The sequence below is a fragment of the Mycobacterium sp. 360MFTsu5.1 genome (assembly GCF_000383495.1).
GTDB classification, from domain to species: Bacteria; Actinomycetota; Actinomycetes; order Mycobacteriales; family Mycobacteriaceae; genus Mycobacterium; species Mycobacterium mucogenicum_B.
The window spans coordinates 448,943-468,537 of the sequence record NZ_KB911463.1; the positions used below are offsets into that span (position 1 = coordinate 448,943).

The 19,595-nt window shown below is 64.1% G+C and carries 19 protein-coding genes; 7 read left to right on the forward strand and 12 right to left on the reverse strand.

All coding sequences use genetic code 11. The features are described 5' to 3' along the window. Positions 1-18 precede the first annotated feature (18 nt). The 10 genes from H289_RS0105735 to H289_RS0105780 all read right to left on the reverse strand — a co-directional run bounded on the left by H289_RS0105735 (position 19) and on the right by H289_RS0105780 (position 10,692). The gene (locus H289_RS0105735; RefSeq protein ID WP_020099805.1) at positions 19-1,644 is read right to left on the reverse strand and encodes a GMC oxidoreductase; all 1,626 of its coding nucleotides are present in this window, start codon (positions 1,642-1,644) and stop codon (positions 19-21) included. Then, positions 1,631-2,650 (reverse strand): NADP-dependent oxidoreductase, encoded by a 1,020-nt coding sequence (locus H289_RS0105740; RefSeq protein ID WP_020099806.1) that lies wholly within the window; start codon positions 2,648-2,650, stop codon positions 1,631-1,633. Before H289_RS0105740 ends, H289_RS0105735 begins: the two co-directional genes overlap by 14 nt. Then, entirely contained in the window at positions 2,647-4,131 is a 1,485-nt protein-coding gene (locus H289_RS0105745; protein ID WP_020099807.1) for a class I adenylate-forming enzyme family protein, read from the reverse strand. The genes H289_RS0105740 and H289_RS0105745 overlap by 4 nt, the downstream gene beginning before the upstream one ends. Next, positions 4,128-4,685 (reverse strand): carboxymuconolactone decarboxylase family protein, encoded by a 558-nt coding sequence (locus tag H289_RS0105750; RefSeq protein ID WP_051128413.1) that lies wholly within the window; start codon positions 4,683-4,685, stop codon positions 4,128-4,130. Before H289_RS0105750 ends, H289_RS0105745 begins: the two co-directional genes overlap by 4 nt. A 41-nt stretch (positions 4,686-4,726) precedes the next feature. Next, positions 4,727-5,644 (reverse strand): alpha/beta hydrolase, encoded by a 918-nt coding sequence (locus H289_RS0105755; protein ID WP_020099809.1) that lies wholly within the window; start codon positions 5,642-5,644, stop codon positions 4,727-4,729. Beyond that, positions 5,641-6,621 carry an enoyl-CoA hydratase/isomerase family protein gene (locus H289_RS0105760; protein ID WP_020099810.1) on the reverse strand — a complete coding sequence of 327 codons (981 nt, stop codon included), beginning with the start codon at positions 6,619-6,621 and terminating at the stop codon, positions 5,641-5,643. Before H289_RS0105760 ends, H289_RS0105755 begins: the two co-directional genes overlap by 4 nt. Positions 6,622-6,752: 131 nt before the next feature. Next, complete coding sequence (locus tag H289_RS0105765) at positions 6,753-7,613, reverse strand: SDR family NAD(P)-dependent oxidoreductase (RefSeq protein ID WP_020099811.1); 861 nt, start codon at positions 7,611-7,613, stop codon at positions 6,753-6,755. Positions 7,614-7,643: 30 nt separating this feature from the next. Then, complete coding sequence (locus tag H289_RS0105770) at positions 7,644-8,507, reverse strand: alpha/beta fold hydrolase (protein WP_020099812.1); 864 nt, start codon at positions 8,505-8,507, stop codon at positions 7,644-7,646. 60 nt (positions 8,508-8,567) lie between these two features. Beyond that, positions 8,568-9,401 carry an alpha/beta fold hydrolase gene (locus H289_RS0105775; protein ID WP_020099813.1) on the reverse strand — a complete coding sequence of 278 codons (834 nt, stop codon included), beginning with the start codon at positions 9,399-9,401 and terminating at the stop codon, positions 8,568-8,570. A gap of 43 nt (positions 9,402-9,444) precedes the next feature. Next, entirely contained in the window at positions 9,445-10,692 is a 1,248-nt protein-coding gene (locus H289_RS0105780) for an NADH:flavin oxidoreductase/NADH oxidase family protein (protein WP_020099814.1), read from the reverse strand. A 75-nt stretch (positions 10,693-10,767) separates the two neighbouring features. On the opposite strand from H289_RS0105780, the gene H289_RS0105785 reads away from it, so the two are divergent. Further along, complete coding sequence (locus tag H289_RS0105785; RefSeq protein ID WP_231387960.1) at positions 10,768-11,376, forward strand: TetR/AcrR family transcriptional regulator; 609 nt, start codon at positions 10,768-10,770, stop codon at positions 11,374-11,376. Positions 11,377-11,659: 283 nt separating this feature from the next. Here the strand turns inward: H289_RS0105785 and H289_RS0105790 are convergent, their stop codons facing one another. Next, positions 11,660-12,358, reverse strand: coding sequence for a TetR/AcrR family transcriptional regulator (locus tag H289_RS0105790; protein WP_020099816.1), 699 nt, complete (start codon positions 12,356-12,358; stop codon positions 11,660-11,662). Between the two features lie 185 nt (positions 12,359-12,543). On the opposite strand from H289_RS0105790, the gene H289_RS0105795 reads away from it, so the two are divergent. The 6 genes from H289_RS0105795 to H289_RS29855 all read left to right on the forward strand — a co-directional run bounded on the left by H289_RS0105795 (position 12,544) and on the right by H289_RS29855 (position 18,097). Continuing rightward, positions 12,544-13,518, forward strand: coding sequence for an enoyl-CoA hydratase/isomerase family protein (locus tag H289_RS0105795; RefSeq protein WP_155944039.1), 975 nt, complete (start codon positions 12,544-12,546; stop codon positions 13,516-13,518). 4 nt (positions 13,519-13,522) lie between these two features. Continuing rightward, positions 13,523-14,473: an alpha/beta hydrolase gene (locus H289_RS0105800; RefSeq protein WP_029104831.1), complete on the forward strand. Its 951-nt coding sequence runs from the start codon at positions 13,523-13,525 to the stop codon at positions 14,471-14,473. A gap of 72 nt (positions 14,474-14,545) precedes the next feature. Next, positions 14,546-15,043, forward strand: coding sequence for a hypothetical protein (locus H289_RS0105805; RefSeq protein ID WP_155944040.1), 498 nt, complete (start codon positions 14,546-14,548; stop codon positions 15,041-15,043). Between the two features lies 1 nt (position 15,044). Continuing rightward, positions 15,045-16,598 (forward strand): linalool dehydratase/isomerase domain-containing protein, encoded by a 1,554-nt coding sequence (locus tag H289_RS0105810; RefSeq protein ID WP_020099820.1) that lies wholly within the window; start codon positions 15,045-15,047, stop codon positions 16,596-16,598. Positions 16,599-16,640: 42 nt separating this feature from the next. Further along, on the forward strand, positions 16,641-17,324 hold the full coding sequence (locus tag H289_RS0105815; RefSeq protein WP_020099821.1) for a DUF169 domain-containing protein: 684 nt from the start codon (positions 16,641-16,643) through the stop codon (positions 17,322-17,324). A gap of 383 nt (positions 17,325-17,707) precedes the next feature. Continuing rightward, a complete protein-coding gene (locus H289_RS29855) occupies positions 17,708-18,097 on the forward strand; it encodes a hypothetical protein (RefSeq protein WP_020099822.1) in 390 nt (129 codons plus the stop codon). Between the two features lie 280 nt (positions 18,098-18,377). On the opposite strand, the gene H289_RS32855 is transcribed toward H289_RS29855, so the two are convergent. Continuing rightward, positions 18,378-18,899, reverse strand: coding sequence for a lipoprotein LppJ family protein (locus H289_RS32855; RefSeq protein WP_196809987.1), 522 nt, complete (start codon positions 18,897-18,899; stop codon positions 18,378-18,380). Between the last annotated feature and the right edge of the window lie 696 nt (positions 18,900-19,595).

Genomic DNA, 19,595 nt, shown 5'->3' on the forward strand with positions numbered 1-19,595 from the left:
CTATTCCTGTTCCGTTGTTCATGATTTCATTTCGTTGTTGGTGTTCACGTCTGACTCGGTGGGTGCGGGAATCTGCGCCATGGCGTATTCGGCGAGTGCGGTGATGGTCAGGGCCGGGTTGACGCCGGGGTTGGCCGGCATCGCGGAGCCGTCGCAGACGAGCATGTTGTGATAGCCGTGAACGCTTAGGTTCGCATCGATGACTCCCTCGGCGCGGGTGGCGCCGATGACGGCGCCGCCAAGCAGGTGTGCGGTGGAGGGGATGTTGCCGAGCGCCTCCAGCACGTTGCTCTGGGCGATGCCCCCGGTGCGCTCGGCCAACCAGCGTGCGGCTTGGTTGCCTTTGTCGATGTAGGTCGGGGCAGGGTTGTCGGCGTTCGAGGCGGTGGACAACCGATAGCCGCTCCCCCACCGGCGTTTTCGGGCGCGAAACGCGATTGCGTTGTCGCGTGACTGCATCACCAACAGCATCACCATCCGCCGACTCCAGCCGACCGGCCACAGCGTTGCCAGCCAGCGGCGCGGATGCCGCACGATGGCGGCGATCCATTTCAGGGGCCGGGTCAGTCGGGTGCCGTCTCCGACCAGCACGGTGTAGAGCAGGCTGAGCATGTCGGCGTTCGGCCCATAGGTAAGTAGTTCGATGTGGGTGTCGGCGTCGACGTGCACGCTGCTGCTGGCAGTGACATCGCGCCAGCTTCCCTGATCTTCCGGCAGCAGCACGGTCAGCACGGATTCGCTGTTGGTGCGGACCAGTTCTCCGAGGCGGTCGCTGATGCGTGGCAGGGAGCCGCCGTGTTTGCAGTTGGCGAGCAGTTCGTTGGTACCCAGGGCCCCGCCGGCGAACACCACACCGCGGGTTGTGTAGGTCTGTCGCTGGCCGCCGGTGGGATGGACGGTGGTGACGTGGTAGCCGTCGCTGCCGTCGGCGCGTCCCATCGGGGTGACGTCGATGGCCTGGTGCTCGGGCAGGATGTGCACGCCATTGCGTTCAGCGAACCACAGGTAGTTCTGGGTCAGCGAGTTCACTGCCCCGACACGGCAGCCGACCATGCAGGCACCGCAGCGGGTACAGCCGGTACGGTCCGGGCCGGCGCCGCCGAAGTAGGGGTCGGGCACTGTTCTTCCCGGTTCGCCGAAGAACACCCCCGTGGGTGCGCGGCTGACGGTGTCTTCGGTGCCGAAGTGTCGGCCCATTTCCCGAATCCATTGTTGGTGTGGCGAATCGAATGGGACCGGCGCTGCGCCGAGCATTCGTTCTGCGGTGTCGTAGTGCGGCTTGAGGCGCTGTTCCCAGTCGCCGAGGTCGCGCCATTGGGCGTCACCGAAGAACTCTTTCTTGGCGCGATAGAGGACGCCACCATAGACCAGACTGCCGCCGCCGACACCGCTTTGGGAGGGGAAGAAGATGTGGCGGAATACTGAGGTGCGCATGATGCCGAGCTTGCCCAGCCTCGGCGCCCAGGTGTACTTGTCGAATTGCCACGCCGACCTGGGCAGGTCCTGTGGAGCGTAGCGGCGGCCGCGTTCGAGCACTCCGACGCGAAACCCTTTCTCCGACAGGCGTAATGCTGAAACACTGCCGCCGAAGCCCGATCCGATCACGAGCCAGTCGTAGTCAAAGAACCCATCACGGGTGGTCATTGTCGCCTGGGACGGTGACGACGACTTTGCCGGTGGCGCGGCCGTTTTCGACGTAGGCCAAGGCGTCTAGCGTGGCGTCGAACGGGAACACCCGGTCGATGACCGGACGGATGGCACCGCCGTCGACCAGGGCGCCCAGCTCACGGAGCTGGTCCCCGTTCGCGGTCATGAACAGGAACGAGTAGTGCACCGAGCGTCGTTTGGCCTTGCGCCGTACCGAGAAGCTCAGGGCGCGCATCGCTTGGACCAGCAGCCAGTTGGCCCCGAATTCGCGGGCGAAGGCGGGCTCGGGCGGTCCGGCGACCGAGATGACCGTGCCGCCGGGTTTGACGACCTGAAATGATCTGTCGAGCGTCTGGCCGCCCTGGGTGTCCAGGACGACGTCGTAGTCGCGTAGTGCGGTGGCGAAATCCTGTGTCTTGTAGTCGATCACGATATCGGCGCCGAGCGCCTTGACCCACGTGACGTTCTTGGTACTGGTCGTTGTCGCGACGGTGGCGCCCAAGTGTTTGGCCAGTTGGATGGCGATGGTGCCGAGGCCGCCGGAGCCGGCGTGGATGAGCACTTTCTGTCCCGGCCGCAACTGCGCCTTGTCGACCAGCGCTTGCCAGGCGGTGAGGCTGACCAGTGGCAGCGCCGCGGCTTCGTTCATGGTGACGGTCTTGGGTATGCGGGCGACGTCGTTCTCGTTGACGGCGAGGTATTCGGCGAAGGTGCCGATCCGGTCCTGGTTGGGTTTGGCGTATACCGCATCGCCAGGGGCAAACCGGCGCACCCGTGGGCCGGTCTTGACCACGATGCCGGCCAGGTCGTTGCCGAGGACGAGTGGAAGTTTGTACGGCAGAAGCGGTTTGAGTTCGCCGTTACGGATCTTGAGGTCCAGTGGATTGATGCTGGTGGCGTGGATCTGCACGAGGACGTCGTCGTCGCGGAGGTCGGGGACGGGACGTTCAACCGGTTTGACCGTGTTTTTCTTGCCGTAGCGGGTAAGGGCGAACGCTTTCATGGTGTGGCCTTCTCGGTGCGTTGGTTGGTCGGTGCGGTGTGCGCGGCGCGCAAGGGGGCCTTGTCGGTTTTGCCGACAGGGTTTTTGGGGATGGTGTCCAGAATGCGGATTTCGGTGGGGCGTTTGTAACCCGCGAGACTCAGTGCACAGAGAGCCTGCAGTGCGTTGAGGTCGACGGTGGCCCCCGGACGTGGTGCGACGTAGGCCACGACTATTTCGCCCCATTTCTCATCGGGTGCCCCGATGACCGCCGCTTCGAGCACATTGGGGTCGCTGGACAAGACGTCTTCGATCTCGCGGGGATAGATGTTCTCGCCGCCCCGGATGATCATGTCTTTGGAACGGCCGGCCAGGGTCAGGTAGCCGTCGGTGTCGAGGTGACCGATATCGCCGGTGTGCAGCCAACCGTCGATGACCGTGGTGGCGGTGGCCTCGGGGCGGCCGAGGTAGCCGCGCATGACGTTCGGCCCGGCGATGATGACCTCACCGTCGGTGCCGGTAGGAACGTCGTCGCCGTTGGCGTCGACGATCCGAATCCGCTGACCCGGGAACGGTTTTCCGACTGTGCCGGCGCGGGGAGCATCGGGTGGGTTGATCGTGGAGGCGCAGGTGCCCTCCGAAAGCCCGTAGCCCTCAATGAGGGGGAATCCGTAGCGAGTTGCGAAGCGGTTCAACAACTCCGGCGATGCCGGTGCGGCGCCGCAGATCGCGAAACGCACCGACGACGTGTCGGGGGTGATGTCGTCCGGCAGGGCAGCCAGCATGGTGTAGATGGTGGGCACCGCACTGAAAAAGGTGGGCCGCTCGCGTTCGATGAGCTCGAAGAAGGTCTGGGGCGCGAAACGGTCGGAGATGACGACGCTGGCCCCGGCCAACAGCGGCGTGATCACGCTGACGACAATCCCGTTGACGTGAAACAGCGGCAGGATCAGCAGGCAGCGGTCGGTCGGCCCGATCTGCAGGGCCTGGCGGCCCATCTGGGCCATCGCATCGAGATTGCCGTGGTCGAGCATCACGCCCTTGGGAGTGCCCGTGGTGCCGCTGGTGTAGATCAGCAGCGCCAGCGCCGCAGGATCGTCGTGCGGTGTCGGATCGGCCCCGACAGCTGTGGTGGCCAACCGGGCGACGCTCAGAGTAGGTACCCCGGTGACGGGGATGCCATCGTCATCGATCACCAGCAGTCGCGCCCCAGAGTCGGCGAGCTGGCGATGGACCTCATCGTCGGTGAGGCTCGGATTGACCGGAGTGACCGCGGCGCCCAGCCGCCAAGCCGCGAACAGCAGCACCACGAACTCGACACGGTTGCGCAGCTGGGCGGCCACCACGTCCCCGACACTGATCCCCACGTCGCACAGGTGCTGCGCGGTGGCCAAAACACGGTCATGTAGTTGTGCGTTGGTCAGTGTGTGGCGGGCGTCGGACACGGCTGGTCCGTTCGGGTCGTACTCAGCACGCCGGTCGGTGAGCGTGGATAGCTTCATGGTTGTCCTGCTTGTTCGGGGGCGGGAATGGCGAACATGGTCAGCGTCGCGCAGACGGTGTGGTAGATGCCGACGAGGAAGGCAATGTCGATCAATCCGTCTGCACCGAACGTACTTTCAGCCTCGCGGTAAAGCGCGTCGTCGACGCGGTGAGTGGCCGATAGTTGCCGTGTCAGGCGCTGCGCGAGCGCTTCGGGTGCACTGAGTTCAGCGGGGACATCACCATTGGCGATCATCCGGGCAGCGTCCTCGGACAGTCCCGCGTGTTGGGCCAGCGCAATGTGTGCGTACAGCTCGTAATCGGCCTGCCAGACCGCGCCGACGGTGAGGATGACCACTTCCCGGACCCGATCGGTCAACGAGGTATTGGCGTGTTCAGCGACCGATAGGTCCAGCAGGGACGATGTGACGGCGGGATTGCGCAGTGCGGGGTTGAACGGGCCGATGAGCCGGCCGTCGCCGGCTATGGTCCGGAATCCGGCGGCGTCGGCCCACGGCACGATGCGCGCGATCATCCGATCAAACACAGCGCGTTGCGCCGGGGTCAGCGTCATGGGGTCGGCCAGCGGTAGTCGGCCGCCCAAGGCATCGGCAGTCACGGCGCGACGTGTATCGGGTTCAGGTGACGAGTCAGGAATTCGGTCTGATCGGCGACCAACTGCTCGAATGGTTCGCCGAGGTAGAACGCGAAATGGCCTGCGCTGTAATGTTTGATCTCGCCGCGGGGCGCCGACCGTGCGTAGCGTTCGGTCTCTTCGGGTGGGGTGACCGTGTCGGTATCGCTGATGCAGAACAGGATGGGAAGCGCGATCTTCTTGGCGGCCCGTCCCGGCCGGTAGGCCATGATCGTCGGTGCCACACGTGCGGCGACCTCGTTGCGGAACGTCGAATTCGCCGGTAGGAGTGCCTGATAGCCGGGTAGCGCGTCCGGAGCGTTCATCAACGCCAGAGTTCCCGGAGCGCCCGCCAGCGGAATCATCGCAGGTTTCCGCCGGCGCAGGATCGAGGCGTAATCGCGGGCTACCAATGGCAGAACTTTGAGTGAACCGAGCGGCCCGAGCGCAAGCGCGGACGCCAGTCCGTCGGTGAACGGGCATTGGGCCACAGCCGCTTTCAGCTCAGGGTGACGGGAAGCGACCGTGATGGAATGGCCGCCGCCGAAAGAGCTGCCCCACACCGCGATCCGGGTGCCGTCGACATCGCGCCGTGCCTTCACGTAGGCGATCGCCGCGTCCCAGTCGGCGAGTTGGCGCTTGATCGACAGCAGCTGGCGGGGTTGACCCGTACTGTCGCCGAAGTGCCGGTAGGTGAAGGCCAACGCGGCGATGCCGGCCTGCGCGAACCGCTCGGCGAACGCGTCCAGCCGCATCTCCCGGGTGGCGCCCAGGCCATGCCCCAGGATCACCACCGGTGGCGAGGCCACACCCGTGGGCAAGTAGAGCCACCCGGCGCAGGTGTCCTTGCCGGAGGTGAACGATACGTCCTGTCGCGTAAATGACTGTGGCGAGGTCATTTCCGCGCCCCCGCGCCGCCGATGCCGTCGAGTGCAGGTACCGTGCCTGATTCCAGCGCGCGGTCGTAGACGTCATCGTGATACAGCGGCAGCTCACCCGAGGATTCGATGTCGGCGAGGTACTGCAACATCAGCTGCTGGCCTTCCGGGGATTGATCGGTGCCGAGGAATTCGGTGCGCTCGACGTGCAGACCCTCCTGCAACGACATGGACCCGCCGAAGTAGACCGACCGCTTGATCGCCTCGACCGAGCCCTTCGTCCGCTTGCCGAAATATTCGGCGACCTCGACCGCCCGCGTCACGACGTCCTCGGGGGCCACCACTTCGTCGACGGCGCCGTTGGCCAACGCCTGTGCGGGAGTGAACGGTTTGCCTTCCAAGATGGCGACCAGTGACTTGTGGGTGCCGATGAGCCGAGTCAGACGCTGGCTGCCACCGCCGCCCGGCATGATGCCCAGCAGCACTTCGGGTTGGCCGATGAAGAAGTCGCCGTCGGCCATGATCCGCAGATCGCAGGCCCACGCGAATTCAGCACCCAGCCCGAGAGCCGATCCGTTGAGGGCAGCGACAAAGATGACGCCGCTGGCGTTCATCTTCAGGAACGTCGCGTGGAGCCGATCCAGCTGTGCGACACCGCGCAGCGGTGTTTTCTGCACCACCGGATCCAAGACCCGGGCGCGGTCCACGCCGCGGGCCAGACGCAGGGCGGCCGACGCGCTGCGCCGGCCCAACTCGGGCACCGCGGCACCTTCTGCTTGTAGCCAGCGCACATCCGCGTGACTGACGAACCTCCCCGGGCGTGCGCCGGTGAACACCACGGCGTGCACACCGGGGTCACGGTCGGCCCGGTCCACCAATGCCTCGAGCTGCCGTGCGATTTGGATCCCGAACAAACTATGCGGGCCACCGTCTACCCGGGCGACCAACACCCGTCCGTGGTCCTCGATCACCAGATCGCCTCGTACTTGCTGTGTCATCGCCGTCCTTTCGAGCGAACCATCTGTAACGAATTTCTGTTCTGGGCAAGGGTTCCCACCTGCCCGCCGAACCAATAGCTGGCGGCCATCAGAAGCTCTTGCCGAGCGTCAGCACAGTTCCACACGGCGGCTCAACCCCCATGCCTGGTATCGAGTTCAGACAGTGCGCGTTGCACGCCGACGTCGCGTGCCAGTCGGGCATCGACCACGGGGCCGAGGACACCGCGCAATGCCGAGACCGGGCGCCAGCGCGCTGGTGCGGATACGGTGCGTCGGCGCTGTTCGAGGCCATTGACAATGACTGCTGCCGCCGTGGCCGGCTGGATGCGTTTGAGAATGAACCTCGGCATCGCCGACATCAAAGCTTGCACGTGCGGGTCTTCGTCGATGCCGTGCTGGATCATGCCGGTCTCGATGAGCGAAAAATATGCGGTCATGGCCGTTGCGCCGTGGCTGGCCAGTTCGACGGCGAGCGCGCGACCGGCTTGCTCGACCGCCGCCTTGCTCATCGCATACGGCATTGCTCCTGCACCATTCAGGTAGGCGAAAACCGAACTCACCAAGGCGATCTGGCCACGATTGTGAATGACTGAGTCAATCGTCGCCGACACCGTGTTCAGGACGCCGGACACATTGACCGACAGCACACGGTTGACCTCGTCGGTCGTCAGGGTACGGAATGTTCCCCCGCGCCCCATCAGGCCCGCGTTGGCGATGGCTACGTCGATGGGCCCGAATCGGTCCTCGGCTTTGCGGACTGCGGCATGGACGGAGTCGATCGCCGTGACGTCACAGTCCACGGTCAGGACCTGCCCCGGCGGCAGCGTCCGAGCCGTTCGTTCTGCGGCACTGCGGTCTATGTCGGCAAGGGCAACCTTTGCGCCGCGCTGAGTCAGCAACGCCGCCGTCGCCGCGCCGAGCCCGCCTCCCGCGCCGGTGAGGAATACGACCTTGCGGTCCAGCGAGTAGGTCTGCTGACGCGCGTGAGCCATCACGAAACTCTCTCTGCCGTAATGGATTCGCTACTGGCCGTCGCCGGCGAGGAATGACGCGGCGATCGGCGCGAACTGCTCGTGGTACTGGAAGATGCCACCGTGCCCGGAGTTGGGATAGATGATCAGTTCCGATCCCGCGATGCGCCGGTGTAGGTCCTCAGACAGCACCGTTGGCACCATGCGGTCGTGGTCACCGTTGGCGATCAACGTCGGCTGAGTGATCTTTGACAGGTCCGACGGCCTGGAACGGCCGTAGGCCTTGATCGCTTTGAGCTGGGTCTGGAGCGCACCGATCGTGATGTCCTTGTCGCGGTCGGTGGTCCGTTCCTTGAGTCGGTTGACGAACTGCTTGCCGGCACGCTTGCCCACGGCGTCGCGGTTGAAGAACAAGAACTCCTTGGGATCAGAACGAGTCAGCGTGGCCCGCAGCATGTCCCAGTAAGTGACGCCCGCCACCTTGTCCATGTCCTTGCCGCCGCGCGGCCCGGTCCCGGTCAGCACCAGCCTACGCACCAGTTCAGGATGCTTGAGCACCAAATCCTGAGCGATCATGCCACCCATCGAGAACGAGAACACATCAATCTTCTTGAACCCCAACGCCGTGATGAAGGTGTACGCATCGTCGGCAGCTTCTTCGATGGTGCCCGGCACTTTGCCGCTGGACGCTCCCACGCCCTTGTTGTCGAAGGCGATCACGTGGCGGGTCTTGGCGATCGGGTCGATGATTCGTGGATCCCAATTGTCCAGGGTCGCGGCCAGGTGCACGAAGAAGACCACCGGGATGCCGCCTTTGGGACCGAGTTCGCGGTAGGCATAGGTGGTGCCCCCGGCAGTTACAGTGCGCGACGGCGCCTTGGCGTAGGAGGTGATGATGTCACCGATACTGCTCATGAGGTACTCGTTTCTTTAATAGTGCTGCGGTGCATGAGATTTGCGCGACCCGACTGACAATCAGTCAGCGAGGAACCCGAGAGCGTCGGGAACGAAGGTGGTGTGATGCTGGAAGATCCCGCCGTGCCCCGAGCGCGGGTAAATCTTCAACTCCGCGTTGGGAATTCGCCGCGCCATGTCCGCCGACAAGCTGCTTGCCACCATGAGGTCGTCATCGCCGTTGGCGACCAGGACGGGAACCGTGATCCGCGACAGGTCGTCGGGTGTGGCCTTGCCGCCGTTGACGATCGCTTTGAGCTGCGCGAGCCGCGCTTGCATCGAGACCTTCTTGTCCCGATCGAAGGTTCGCTCCTGTAGGCGGGCGAAGTAGTCGGAGGCGGCGCGTTTACCTTCCGCAGTGCGGGGAAAGAACAGGTACTCGCGGGGGTCTTTCCGCGTCAGGAGGGCCTTGGCGTAGGCGACGGCGACGATCTTGCGCATCGCGTCGATTCCGCCGCCGCCGCGAGGTCCGGTGCCCGCCAAGATCATTCGCCGAACCAGGTCGGGCGCTTTGAGCGCCACCACCTGCGCAACGGCCCCGCCGAGGGAGAACCCGATCAGATCCACCTTGGTGAAGCCGAGCGCGCGGATGAACGCGATCGCGTCGTCGGCCATCTCGTCGATGTTGTCCGGTACTACCGATCCGGTCGCCCCAACGCCTCGGTTGTCGAACGCGACGACACGGTGGTGCGCCGCGATGCCGTCGATCACTCTCGGATCCCAGTCGTCGAGCACGGCGGTGAAGTGATGCAAGAACACCACGGGCACGTCGGATTCGACGCCGAGCTCCCGGTATGCGAACGGCACTCCGTTGACGTCGATTGTCTTGGTGGGTGCGTCTTTCCAGCTGAGCATGGTCAAACCTCTTTGCGTTGGGTACGAATTGGGATTCTGGGCGTTATCGGATGCCGCGTTTGGGGCGCAGCGACGCGGTTCCGTTGCGCTTGAGCATCGCGAGGGTGGTGGCAAGTCGACCACGGTTCAAGTCGGGCTCGAGCCCAGCTCCGAGGCGGTGGAGCTGATCGGTGCTCCAGCTGATGTTGAGCACGCCGTCAAGCGCTTTGACATCGACGAATCGGCTGACCAGGCTTCGCATTCCGTACTTGAGTTCGCGGGTCGGAAGCACGTCGAGCTGGCCGGACAATATGGCCGCTGCGGCGTCGGGCATGGTCACCGTCGGACGCGCCAGGCCCACCACGTCACAGTCTCCCGATTCGATTGCCTGCGCCATGGCTTCCCGCGACCGGAAACCGCCGGTGACCGCCAGCGGTACCTGCCCGGCCGCTTGGCGAACGGTGCGTGCGTAGTCGAGGAAGTAGGCTTCGCGGGCTCGGGTACTCGCTGCTGCCGATCCCGACATGGCCGGCGATTCATAGTTCCCGCCGCTGATTTCGATCAGGTCGATGTCTTCTCGGGCCAGCGCACTGACCACCTCACGCGAGTCGTCTTCGGTGAACCCACCCCGTTGAAAGTCAGCCGAGTTGAGCTTCACACTCACCGCGAATGCCGGCGACACGCGAGCCCGGATACCGCGGACCACTTCGAGCAGGAAACGCATCCGGCGCTCACTGTCGCCGCCCCACTCGTCATCACGCAGATTCGTCAGCGGCGACAGGAACTGGGTGACCAGATATCCGTGCGCGCCGTGGATCTGGACGCCGTCGAATCCCGCCGCTTCGCACACCGATGCCGCAGTCACGAAACGCTCGATGATCCCTTCGATCTCCGCGCCGGTCAGCGCGCGCGGTGTGGGCGAGCCCGGCAGACTTAGGGGCACGGCGCTAGGCGCAACCGGAGTATGGCCGATGGCCAGCGGATTGGATTGCCGCCCAGGATGGTTGAGCTGCGCCCAGATCGGTACGCCGGCGTCGTGAGTGGACTTGACCCATCGCGACAGTGCCGCCAGATCCCGGTCGTCCTCGATCACCACGTTCCCCGGTTCCCCCAATTGGGTGCGGTCGACCATGACGTTGCCGGTGATGAGCAGCCCGTAGCCGCCGCGGCTCCATCGGTCGTAGAGGCGCACCAAACGGTCATCGGGCGCGTGGCGCCCATCAGCCAGGGCCTCGCTCATCGCGGCCTTCATGATCCGGTTGGGCAGCACCAGGCCGTTGGGCAGCCGGAGTGGTTGATGTAGGGCGTTCATCGGAGCCTCTCGCCGCGGAACTTTGCTATTACGATCATAATATTATGACTGTACTATCATCGTCAAGAGTGGTTCGTGACACAAGCGGAGGTGAGTTCCATGGCCAGGTATGGAGCGGAACACAAGACTGAGACGCGTCGGCGCATCATCGCGGCAGCCAGCCGGCGCCTCAAGCAAGACGGTATCGACGGTTCAGGGATCGCCGCGGTGATGTCCGACGCCAACCTCACCAACGGCGCGTTCTACGCACACTTCGAATCCAAGAACGATCTCGTCGCGAACGTCATCGCCGATCAACTCGAAGGGCAGCGTGCCGCCGTCAGCGCCCTAGGGGCTGATCGCGATTCACTGGAAGGCTATATCCGCACCTATCTGTCCACCGAACACCGGGACAACCAACCCGACGGCTGCCCGACGGCACCGTTGCTGAGTGAAATCGGACGTTGCGATGACGTCGTCAGGGACGCCTATTCCGCTGGGGCACAGTCGATCGTCCAAGAAATTGCCGCGCATCTCCCAGCCGCGTGGTCGGGAGCGAATCGGATGCAGACAGCGTGGGGACTGTTCAGCATTCTGGTCACGTCGCTGCAACTCGCCCGAGCGATCACCGACCCCGAAGTCTCCACCCAGGTGCTCGACGCCGGGATCAACAACGCACTTCGGATACTCGACAGTCCAGAGTGACATCGTCAGCGGCGACAATCAGCCCGCCGCGCGGCCATCTGGGAAATTTGCACCAGTGCAACATGTTTCGAGCCTGATACGCCGACCATAGCCTCGCAGATCGACCTATCGCACCCAGCGGGCCAACGACTGCGATCCAAATCACCTGCGTCGCGGACATTTTCGCGGCACCCGGCGGTGCGCGCCCGGCAACATTCGCGCGGCATGTCGGGGTTGCTACCAGCAGACCCGACGAGGCGATAAGGTCACGTCGCGTTGCGTGAGCACGGCGGTCTGGCCTCGTTTACGCACTCGCGTGCGACGCCACGACCGCATCGGAGTGAGAGGCCTCGGCCAATTCGGCGGTGTCCCCCAGTCCGACGAAGACGTTCACCATCATCGGCTGCAGGACCTCGCGGACTGGATCCCGAAATTGCACGAAGTGTCCGCCAAGCTCGAGCGTGACGAATCCATGTACCGAGCTCCACAGCTGGAAAGCGACAGCTTCTGGGTCTTCGTCGGTGCGCACGCGGCCGCTACGAGTCAGCCGGGCGCAGGCCACGACCAGCTGGGCGTAGGCGGCCTGGAATTCCTCGGATCGCCTACCTCCGCCGGACTGCGAGGTTTGCGGCGGTCGATAACTACCGCGAGTCGACAACCCGAACATCAAGTCGTATCGATGTGGATTGTTCTGGGCGAATTGCCGGGTGGCCAGTGCCATCTCGAACAGTGTGGTGACAGGATCATCGCTGACGGGTACGGCAGCGAATGCTTCGCTCAGGTCGCGAAAGCCCTTGTCGACAACGGCTTGTAACAGTTCGGGCAGTCCGCCAAGGTGGTAGTACACAGCGGTCGTGGACACCCCTGCGGCCTCGGTGACCGACCGTGCCTTGATCTCTGACGGCCCCTCTTCGGCGAGCAGCATTGTCGCTGCCTCAACCAGCAGCTCGACGATTTGCTCGGGCGTCAGCCGCGGGGAGGTTTCTTTCCTGGCCTTGGGCATCCGAGTCGCGCACCTCCAATTCACCGACCTCGATCTCGTGAAACGAGGTTACAACCATCAACGGGCGCTTACCGGTTGCCGCCCGCCCAACAACCGACATCTAGCAACCAGGGATTGCCATAAGTGACGCAGCGCACTAATCTCATAACGAAGTTTATAACGAGGTTACACACCAGGAGTTCATGATGCCCACCCCGCGGAGCACTCAACAGCGCATCCACACCGAGGAACTCGACGGCGGGGTGATCCTGGCCCGTTTTGTCGGCAATGACCTGGGATTGTTCTGCCGCGATGATGCTCCTGAGCTGGCCGACCTCGTCGAGCGCGCGGACCGCGATAGCAACGTGCGGGCCGTGGTGTTCACCGGCTCTCACCCGGACCGGTTCATCAGTCACGCCGATCTGAAGTGGCTGCAGGAGGACGGAGCGGTCATCCCACCCGTGGGGCGCCGCGTCACCAGGGTCGTGTCTAGGGTCGCCCACCAGTTCGGCCGCAACAAACTCACCCGATGGTTGGCGGGCAAGACCCCAATGATGGGAGCAGTTCAGCTCGACCGGGTGCACGAGACGTTGCTGCGCATGACCACCAGCTCCACCATCTTCGTGGCGGCCCTCAACGGGTCGGCACTCGGCATGGGCGCAGAGCTGTGCTGGGCGTGTGATCTTCGGTTGATGGCCGAGGGCGACTACTTCATCGGACATCTTGAGGTGCTGCTTGGTTTTCCACCCGGCGCGGGAGGAACCCAACGCCTGCCCCGGTTGATCGGTGCGCACCGTGCGCTGGTGGCGATCCTCGAAGGAAAGCCCTTCCCGGCCGAGGAAGCGTTGCAAGTTGGGGCGATCGATGAGATCGTGCCCGCCGATCAGCTGATCGCCCGGGCCGTCGAACGCGCCAAGTACTTGGCAGCCCGGCCGACCGAGGCGATCGCCGCGATTAAGCGTGCGGTGAATGTGGGTGGATCGCTGTCGATGGCCGAGGGCCTGCACCTCGAACGAACCGAATTTCTCGCCTCGCTGCCCCAGCGGCAGGCGCAAGACATCATGTCGCGCTACTTGTGCGACACCGCCGACGCTGGTGAGTTGCCGCTGTACCGGCCCGGCGGCTACGACGCCGCCCTCGCACACGGCAGCGCTGCCATCAACAGCGCGGCAAAGGCGTAGCACCATGGCACGACAAGCGCCCAAGAATTTTCGCCGACGCAACGTGGCATTCCGGTCCGGCGACTCGTTCTGCTCGGCCTGGCTGTATCTACCGACCACGGGTTCGGACACCCCGGTGCCCGTTGTGGTGATGGGGCACGGTTTGGGAGCCACCCGGGAGATGGGTCTGGCCCCGTACGCCGAGCGATTCGCCGCAGCCGGGTTGGCGGTGCTCGTCTTCACCTATCGCCACCTCGGCGATAGCGGCGGGGAACCACGCCAGGTGTTGTCGATGGCCAAACAGCTGGCCGATTGGGACGCCGCGATCGACTACGCCGCCGGACTTCCTGAAATCGACCGCAGCCGCCTCGCGGTGTGGGGAAGCTCGTTGGGCGGCGGGCACGCCATCGCGGTCGCCGCGCGCCATCCTGAGCTCCGTGCCGCGGTCTCCCAATGCCCGTTTACCGACGGGCTGGCCTCAGCAGGCGCCCTCGGCATGCGCGAATCCTTGACGCTATTCGGATTCGTGGCCCGCGACGTGCTGGCCGCGGTCCGTGGCAAGGAGCCGGTCTGCGTCCCCGTCGCGGCCGCGCCCGGCCAGCCGGGGCTCATGACCGCACCGGATGCGGTGCCCGGCATGCTGGCGCTGCTGCCCGAAGGCTACCCATGGGTGAACCGTGCAGCGGCCCGAAGTGTGATGAGCCTGATCCGCTATCGACCGGGACGGTCGGCCAAGCATATTGCAGCGCCGATCCTGATCTGTATCAGTTCAACCGATTCGGTCGCTCCGCCCGCGCCGACTGAGCGTTATGCGCGGCAGGCACCGCGTGGGGATGTTCGGCTCTATGCCGCAGGACATTTCGAGTTCTATTTCGGAGAGGCATTCGAGCGATTGGTCGCTGACCAGACAGAGTTCCTGGTGCGTCATCTGCAACCAGCGGCCGTCACAAGCGGGCTGAAGGTCACGGACGGATAGAAGATGTCGGATGCGGCACTGCGACTACTGCTGTGGGTGCTCGGGCAGTGTATTGCGCAGGGATCTCGGTATATGCCATCGCTGCGCTCCCAGATCACCCGAACATTGGTGTTTGAATTGTCGGCCGGTGACACTGTGGCTCGGTATTGGGTTTTCGACGGGCAGTTGCGCCGCGCCGCAACATATTCCGGTCATGCCAAGGCTCCCGACTGTGCGGTTCACCTCAGTTCGAGTTGGCAAGCGCTGCGCGCGCTCAGCTCTCCGCTCACGGTCGACAAGATCGTCTCCGGCCTGCACAACGGCACGGTCACGCTTCACGGCAGCGCCTTCGTGCTGCTGTGGTTCTACGGCCTGACTCGAAAATTCGTCAAGATCGGCCGCGTGACCGGACCGCGTCACCGCATTCCCGGCGCGTACATCGCCCATGACGACGCGGCGTGCGGTGCGGAGAAAATCGTGATCGAACCCGCGGTCGTACGCCTGGAACCCGGGTGGACGGCCGCGTGGAAAGCACGTTCGACCTTGTCGATGGTCCGCGCCTGCACCGATGAACCCATGATGGAGCCTTGAGATGACGCTGACGCACACGAGACACACCGACACATCGGCAGCCTCGGAGGGGCTCAACGACCGATCCGTGGGGTGGCTGAGGTTCTTATGGGACAAGGCCACCACCGACGACGACTGGTCGGATGAAGGCGAGCCACATCCGTGGTGGGACCGCTACAGCGAGCCCCCGATGTGCGCTTTCCCGCGCTTCGACCTGGCCATGATGGGTTATGTCCTGCCCATGATGCTGGAAGCGACTCCGGCGTGGCGGGAAGGCTATACCCGCATCCTCGACGAACTGGCACGCCGCTATGTGAGCTTCTGGGGTGGCGTCGACTGGAACACCCTCATCGGACCCGACCCGGGCGTCGACAAATATCCACCCGAATGGCTGATGGTGGTGCCCGAGCATCTGCGCGGCCGCTACTCGCTGCCAGGCTGGACCGGAAACGGCATCGAGCCGTGGGGGCTGCAGCCGGACCCGGTCGGCTGCGACGGCAACCTCTTCTACCGGGGATGGCTGAACCTGCTGTTGGGCATGCGCCACTACGTGTCGGGTCAGCCGACACACACGACGCCGTTCGACGTTTCCGGCTACCAGAACCGTAGGTTCTCCTGGACGCACCAGCGGATCGCCCAGTTCATCTCCGACCAGCTATCGGCCAGACCGCAGGGCGCGCACTGCGAGAACACCAAGATCTGGCCGTTCTGCATGAGCGCCGCCGGCCTGGGCCTCAAGCTCTACGATTCGCTGCTGCACACGACGGTCAACGAACCGTTCCTGGATTGGATCGCGTTCGCCAAGAAGCACTACATGGGACGGGACAGGCGCGGCCGCATCGAATGGGTGGCGTTCTACTACGACCCCATCGAGAACGCGACAATGACGTTCCCCGGCCCGGTGAACGCCTACAGTGCCCTCTGCCTCCTCCACTACATCTATCCGCAGGACCCCCAACTCGGCATCGACCTGTACGAATCGGCGATGCGCCAGTTGGGCTGGAATAACCCCAAGGTGCCAGTCGTCCAGTTGGCCGACGACCCCCAGATGCTCTCCACCGCCCTGTGGATGGCCCGCGAAATCGGCGACACGACCACATGGGAACGCCTGCGCGCCACATCGGAAAGCGAGTTCACACCGCGATTCTTCGGTGAAGAAAACACGCGCTTCGCGTACTGGCCCGACCGCGACGACGCATGGCCGCGCGGCCAACTCAACGCCACCATGATGATGATCGAATGCGCGGCACCCGGGGCCTGGTCGCGAGTGTTCACCTCCCCGAACACCACCATGTACAACGAGCCGACCGTGCGGGACCTCGACTACCCGCTGATCGGCATTCGGCGTACCCACAACGATGTTGCGCGGCGGGTCCTCGAAATCGACACGTTCGCCGCCACCCCGTCACAGCGGGGAGCCACGACGACGTTCACCGTCGACAACCTGCCACACGGTGCGGAAATCTCGCTCGATATTGACAACCGCCCGTGCCAGTCCTGGCGGCGATCAGCCGCCGGCGCGGTAGCCATCGATCTCGACATCGATGCTCATCGGATCCGCCTCACCTACAACTGACCGCACGCCCAAATCCCCTGTCCAGCAACGAAAGGCACGCTCATGACCAATTTCGCCGACCTGGCCCGCCGACTGTCCGAGCTCCTCGGCCTCCCCGAGACAGCAGTGGCGATGAGCTTCGACACTCCCGATGACGCCGCTACCGCGACGCCGGCTGCAGCACAACCTGCCGGATGCTGCTTTTGGGCTCCGGCCCAGCAGCAACGCATCGACACCGTCGGCGCCGATCACTCCAACTGCAGCGTCGGCAGCTATACACACGGTCTCATCCCCCTCGAACAAGCCGCCAGCGGCGCAGACACCGCCGCCCTCATCGGCAGCGGCTGGGTCGGCGAAGCCGACCTGACGGCCGCCGCCGCGTTGCCGTTCCGGCCCAAAACGATCACCTACCAGCCGCTGGTGGAGGTCGAACACGCCGACGTCATCCTGATCAGACTTTCACCGACTGCGCTCATGACGCTGCTCGGAGCCGCCCCCGACCTCGTTCTCGCCCGCAAACCGCAATGTGTGATAGTTCCCCTCGCTTACGCCGGCCAAGTCGCCGTGAGCCCCGGCTGCGCGGTCAGCCGGACGCGCACCAACCTCCGCGAAGACGAATTGACATGCGCTATCCCCGCACGTGCTCTCGAGTCACTCATCAAGCAACTGGAGACCACCACGGCCGCGGACCGTGCGGTCAGCGAATTCGCCGCCGCAGACATGAAACGCAACTTCACCACGGCGTGACCGTGATCCGACGCCCCGACCCAGGTTCAGGGCAACGCGAATGGTGATGGTTCCGGTCGATATCCCCAGATCGCCGGCCAAGTTTCGGTAGGCCACAGCGGCCACTCCACCTTCATCGACGAACTCGAGTGCCCGGGCACAGGTGGACTCGACACGGGTGTCCAGCGATACGGGACCCCGAGCGCCAGTTGGGTTGTGATCTCGCCATGCACCCGTCCGCGGTCTGTCTCGTGCACTTCATGCATCATGGACCGCCGGTAGGCGACTATTGCGTGTACCCGGCGCGGAGAAGCGCGGCAGCCAGAGCGGGACACAACGAATTCGAGTACGGGTTGACCGAACGCCGAGTGAATCAAATCGCTTCGGATAGCTGATTCGGTCCGATGAAGGAGCAGATCGTGAACAATGCGAAAGTCGAAGTGACTCATCACGAGATGACTCGACTCGACATCCACACCGCAATGCCGTTCGCGGACTTCCGGGCGCGTTTCGAACGCGCTGCGCCCGTGTTCGACGACGACGTCGTTCGAGGCCTAGTTGAGCGTCAAGCTCCGTGGGCCGACATGCGGGCGGCTACGGAGAAGATGGCACCGCATGAGTTGATTCGTTACGTCACGATCGATGCCACAGCTGTGATGTCCCTGGCCGGCAACCGCACGCAGGCGCCCGTCCATGGGCATGTTCCGGGCCCGCTAGTGGCCCGCCGACGTTGTCCCTGGCGCGGTCCCCCTCGGCGAAATAGCCGCGTCCCAGGAATAGAAACGAAGATCTAGTACCTGGACGCGGGGGACGTTCAGCGACGAAGAACACCGCCACCTCGATCAATTCTGCGTCGGGTGCGCCGGAGAGCCAGTAGGACAGCATCACTGGTGCCTGTACGCCGCTTGTTCCGCCGTACCGAGTCTTCCGGCTCGCGCGTTTCACAAGGCGTGGCGGGTCCACCATCATTCGAGCGCTTGGCGGTGGCCTGGCTGTCGTCGGCGATGTCGATAGCCTTTGTGGCGAAATCCCAAGTGAGGGTTGCTCCAGCACTACCCGACAGCCCAGCGCAGGCTATCCGGACGTGAGCTCTCCCTTGACATCGGTCGACTTTGTGGCAGTCCCGTCGCTTCGGTGGTCGAAATTGTCGCGGCACTCGCCAAGAACATCAACGAGGACGTGCGCAACCGGTGGGTCATTGGGCAGCGGTGGCGGTATCACCCAAACCTGCACATCGACGCCATCGCGTTTGAATGTGGCAGCGTGCGAATGAAAGTCAGGATCCGTCCGCCAACCACGTTCCCGCAATCGGCTGAGGACTGATTCGGGAGTCACTTCACGGGACCGCTCGGCCCCAGGCATCCACAACCCCATACTGACGTGACCTCGGAACGGTGCTTTGCCGTAGTCGTTGCACGAGTCGTACCCGAACTTCGCCTCAGCCACCTCGGCACCCAGGTCGGTAACCACCTGGCGGGAGACGTCAATGACCTGGCGGCGCGCTTCCTGCGGAGAAATTGGATTCAGCACGAAATCAGAGCATCCCGTCACAGCCAGCAGCGCCAGTAGCGCCGCGGCAACTCGTTCGCGTGTCAATCGTCATTTCTCCCTGTCGGTTTGGGCTCACCGCTAGCCATCTTTCTCCTAATGGCGATGGTCGTTGTGGGGAACGTGTACCAGCTCCGGGTCGACCACCGGTGGGATGGGCAGCCCTGGAATCGGCGGGACATACGTCTTGAGGCCGCATCCGGCCAGCAATCGCCACCATGTGGATGCCGTTGGCGGGGCTCCTTGTCATCGCGATCGTCGGTTGCGGCACACACCGGATCCGGGGCGATCCAGGAAACATTTACGACAGCCAATTCTGTTGCGGTGCAAAAGAAGCCACGGACGTGAACACCCGCCTCCGGACACGCGTTTTAGCGCCGAAGGGCATTACAGGCGCTCGGCAACATTCCTGATGCTGCTTAACGATGCAGCGCACGCGTGCCGAGGCCCTACAACCAGCTGTCGAGATGCAACGAAGATTGACAAGACACGCCTGGCTACTTTGACAAAATTTCGGCGTGTCGCGGAGGCTTGTCAAAGTAGGTTGCATAACGCCTGGTCACGACATAAAACCGACCTGAGCAGCTCCCGCCGTTCGCCAACTTCACCCACAATCACTCAATGCCGCCATGCGTCACCGACAACGAGATCGCCACCGGGCGTCTGCGCATCCCCGACGGCGCATCGACGGCGACAAGTAGTACATCGCTTGGCCGGCGTACCAGTAATATGCGAATCGTTGTA

Bases quoted from the DNA above. Each gene is read 5' to 3' on its own strand.
- H289_RS0105735 (WP_020099805.1), bottom strand. From the start codon at position 1,644: ATGACCACCCGTGATGGGTTCTTTGACTACGACTGGCTCGTGATCGGA.
- H289_RS0105740 (WP_020099806.1), bottom strand. From the start codon at position 2,650: ATGAAAGCGTTCGCCCTTACCCGCTACGGCAAGAAAAACACGGTCAAA.
- H289_RS0105745 (WP_020099807.1), bottom strand. From the start codon at position 4,131: ATGAAGCTATCCACGCTCACCGACCGGCGTGCTGAGTACGACCCGAAC.
- H289_RS0105750 (WP_051128413.1), bottom strand. From the start codon at position 4,685: ATGACGCTGACCCCGGCGCAACGCGCTGTGTTTGATCGGATGATCGCG.
- H289_RS0105755 (WP_020099809.1), bottom strand. From the start codon at position 5,644: ATGACCTCGCCACAGTCATTTACGCGACAGGACGTATCGTTCACCTCC.
- H289_RS0105760 (WP_020099810.1), bottom strand. From the start codon at position 6,621: ATGACACAGCAAGTACGAGGCGATCTGGTGATCGAGGACCACGGACGG.
- H289_RS0105765 (WP_020099811.1), bottom strand. From the start codon at position 7,613: ATGGCTCACGCGCGTCAGCAGACCTACTCGCTGGACCGCAAGGTCGTA.
- H289_RS0105770 (WP_020099812.1), bottom strand. From the start codon at position 8,507: ATGAGCAGTATCGGTGACATCATCACCTCCTACGCCAAGGCGCCGTCG.
- H289_RS0105775 (WP_020099813.1), bottom strand. From the start codon at position 9,401: ATGCTCAGCTGGAAAGACGCACCCACCAAGACAATCGACGTCAACGGA.
- H289_RS0105780 (WP_020099814.1), bottom strand. From the start codon at position 10,692: ATGAACGCCCTACATCAACCACTCCGGCTGCCCAACGGCCTGGTGCTG.
- H289_RS0105790 (WP_020099816.1), bottom strand. From the start codon at position 12,358: ATGCCCAAGGCCAGGAAAGAAACCTCCCCGCGGCTGACGCCCGAGCAA.
- H289_RS0105795 (WP_155944039.1), top strand. From the start codon at position 12,544: ATGCCCACCCCGCGGAGCACTCAACAGCGCATCCACACCGAGGAACTC.
- H289_RS0105800 (WP_029104831.1), top strand. From the start codon at position 13,523: ATGGCACGACAAGCGCCCAAGAATTTTCGCCGACGCAACGTGGCATTC.
- H289_RS0105805 (WP_155944040.1), top strand. From the start codon at position 14,546: ATGCCATCGCTGCGCTCCCAGATCACCCGAACATTGGTGTTTGAATTG.
- H289_RS0105810 (WP_020099820.1), top strand. From the start codon at position 15,045: ATGACGCTGACGCACACGAGACACACCGACACATCGGCAGCCTCGGAG.
- H289_RS0105815 (WP_020099821.1), top strand. From the start codon at position 16,641: ATGACCAATTTCGCCGACCTGGCCCGCCGACTGTCCGAGCTCCTCGGC.
- H289_RS29855 (WP_020099822.1), top strand. From the start codon at position 17,708: ATGAAGGAGCAGATCGTGAACAATGCGAAAGTCGAAGTGACTCATCAC.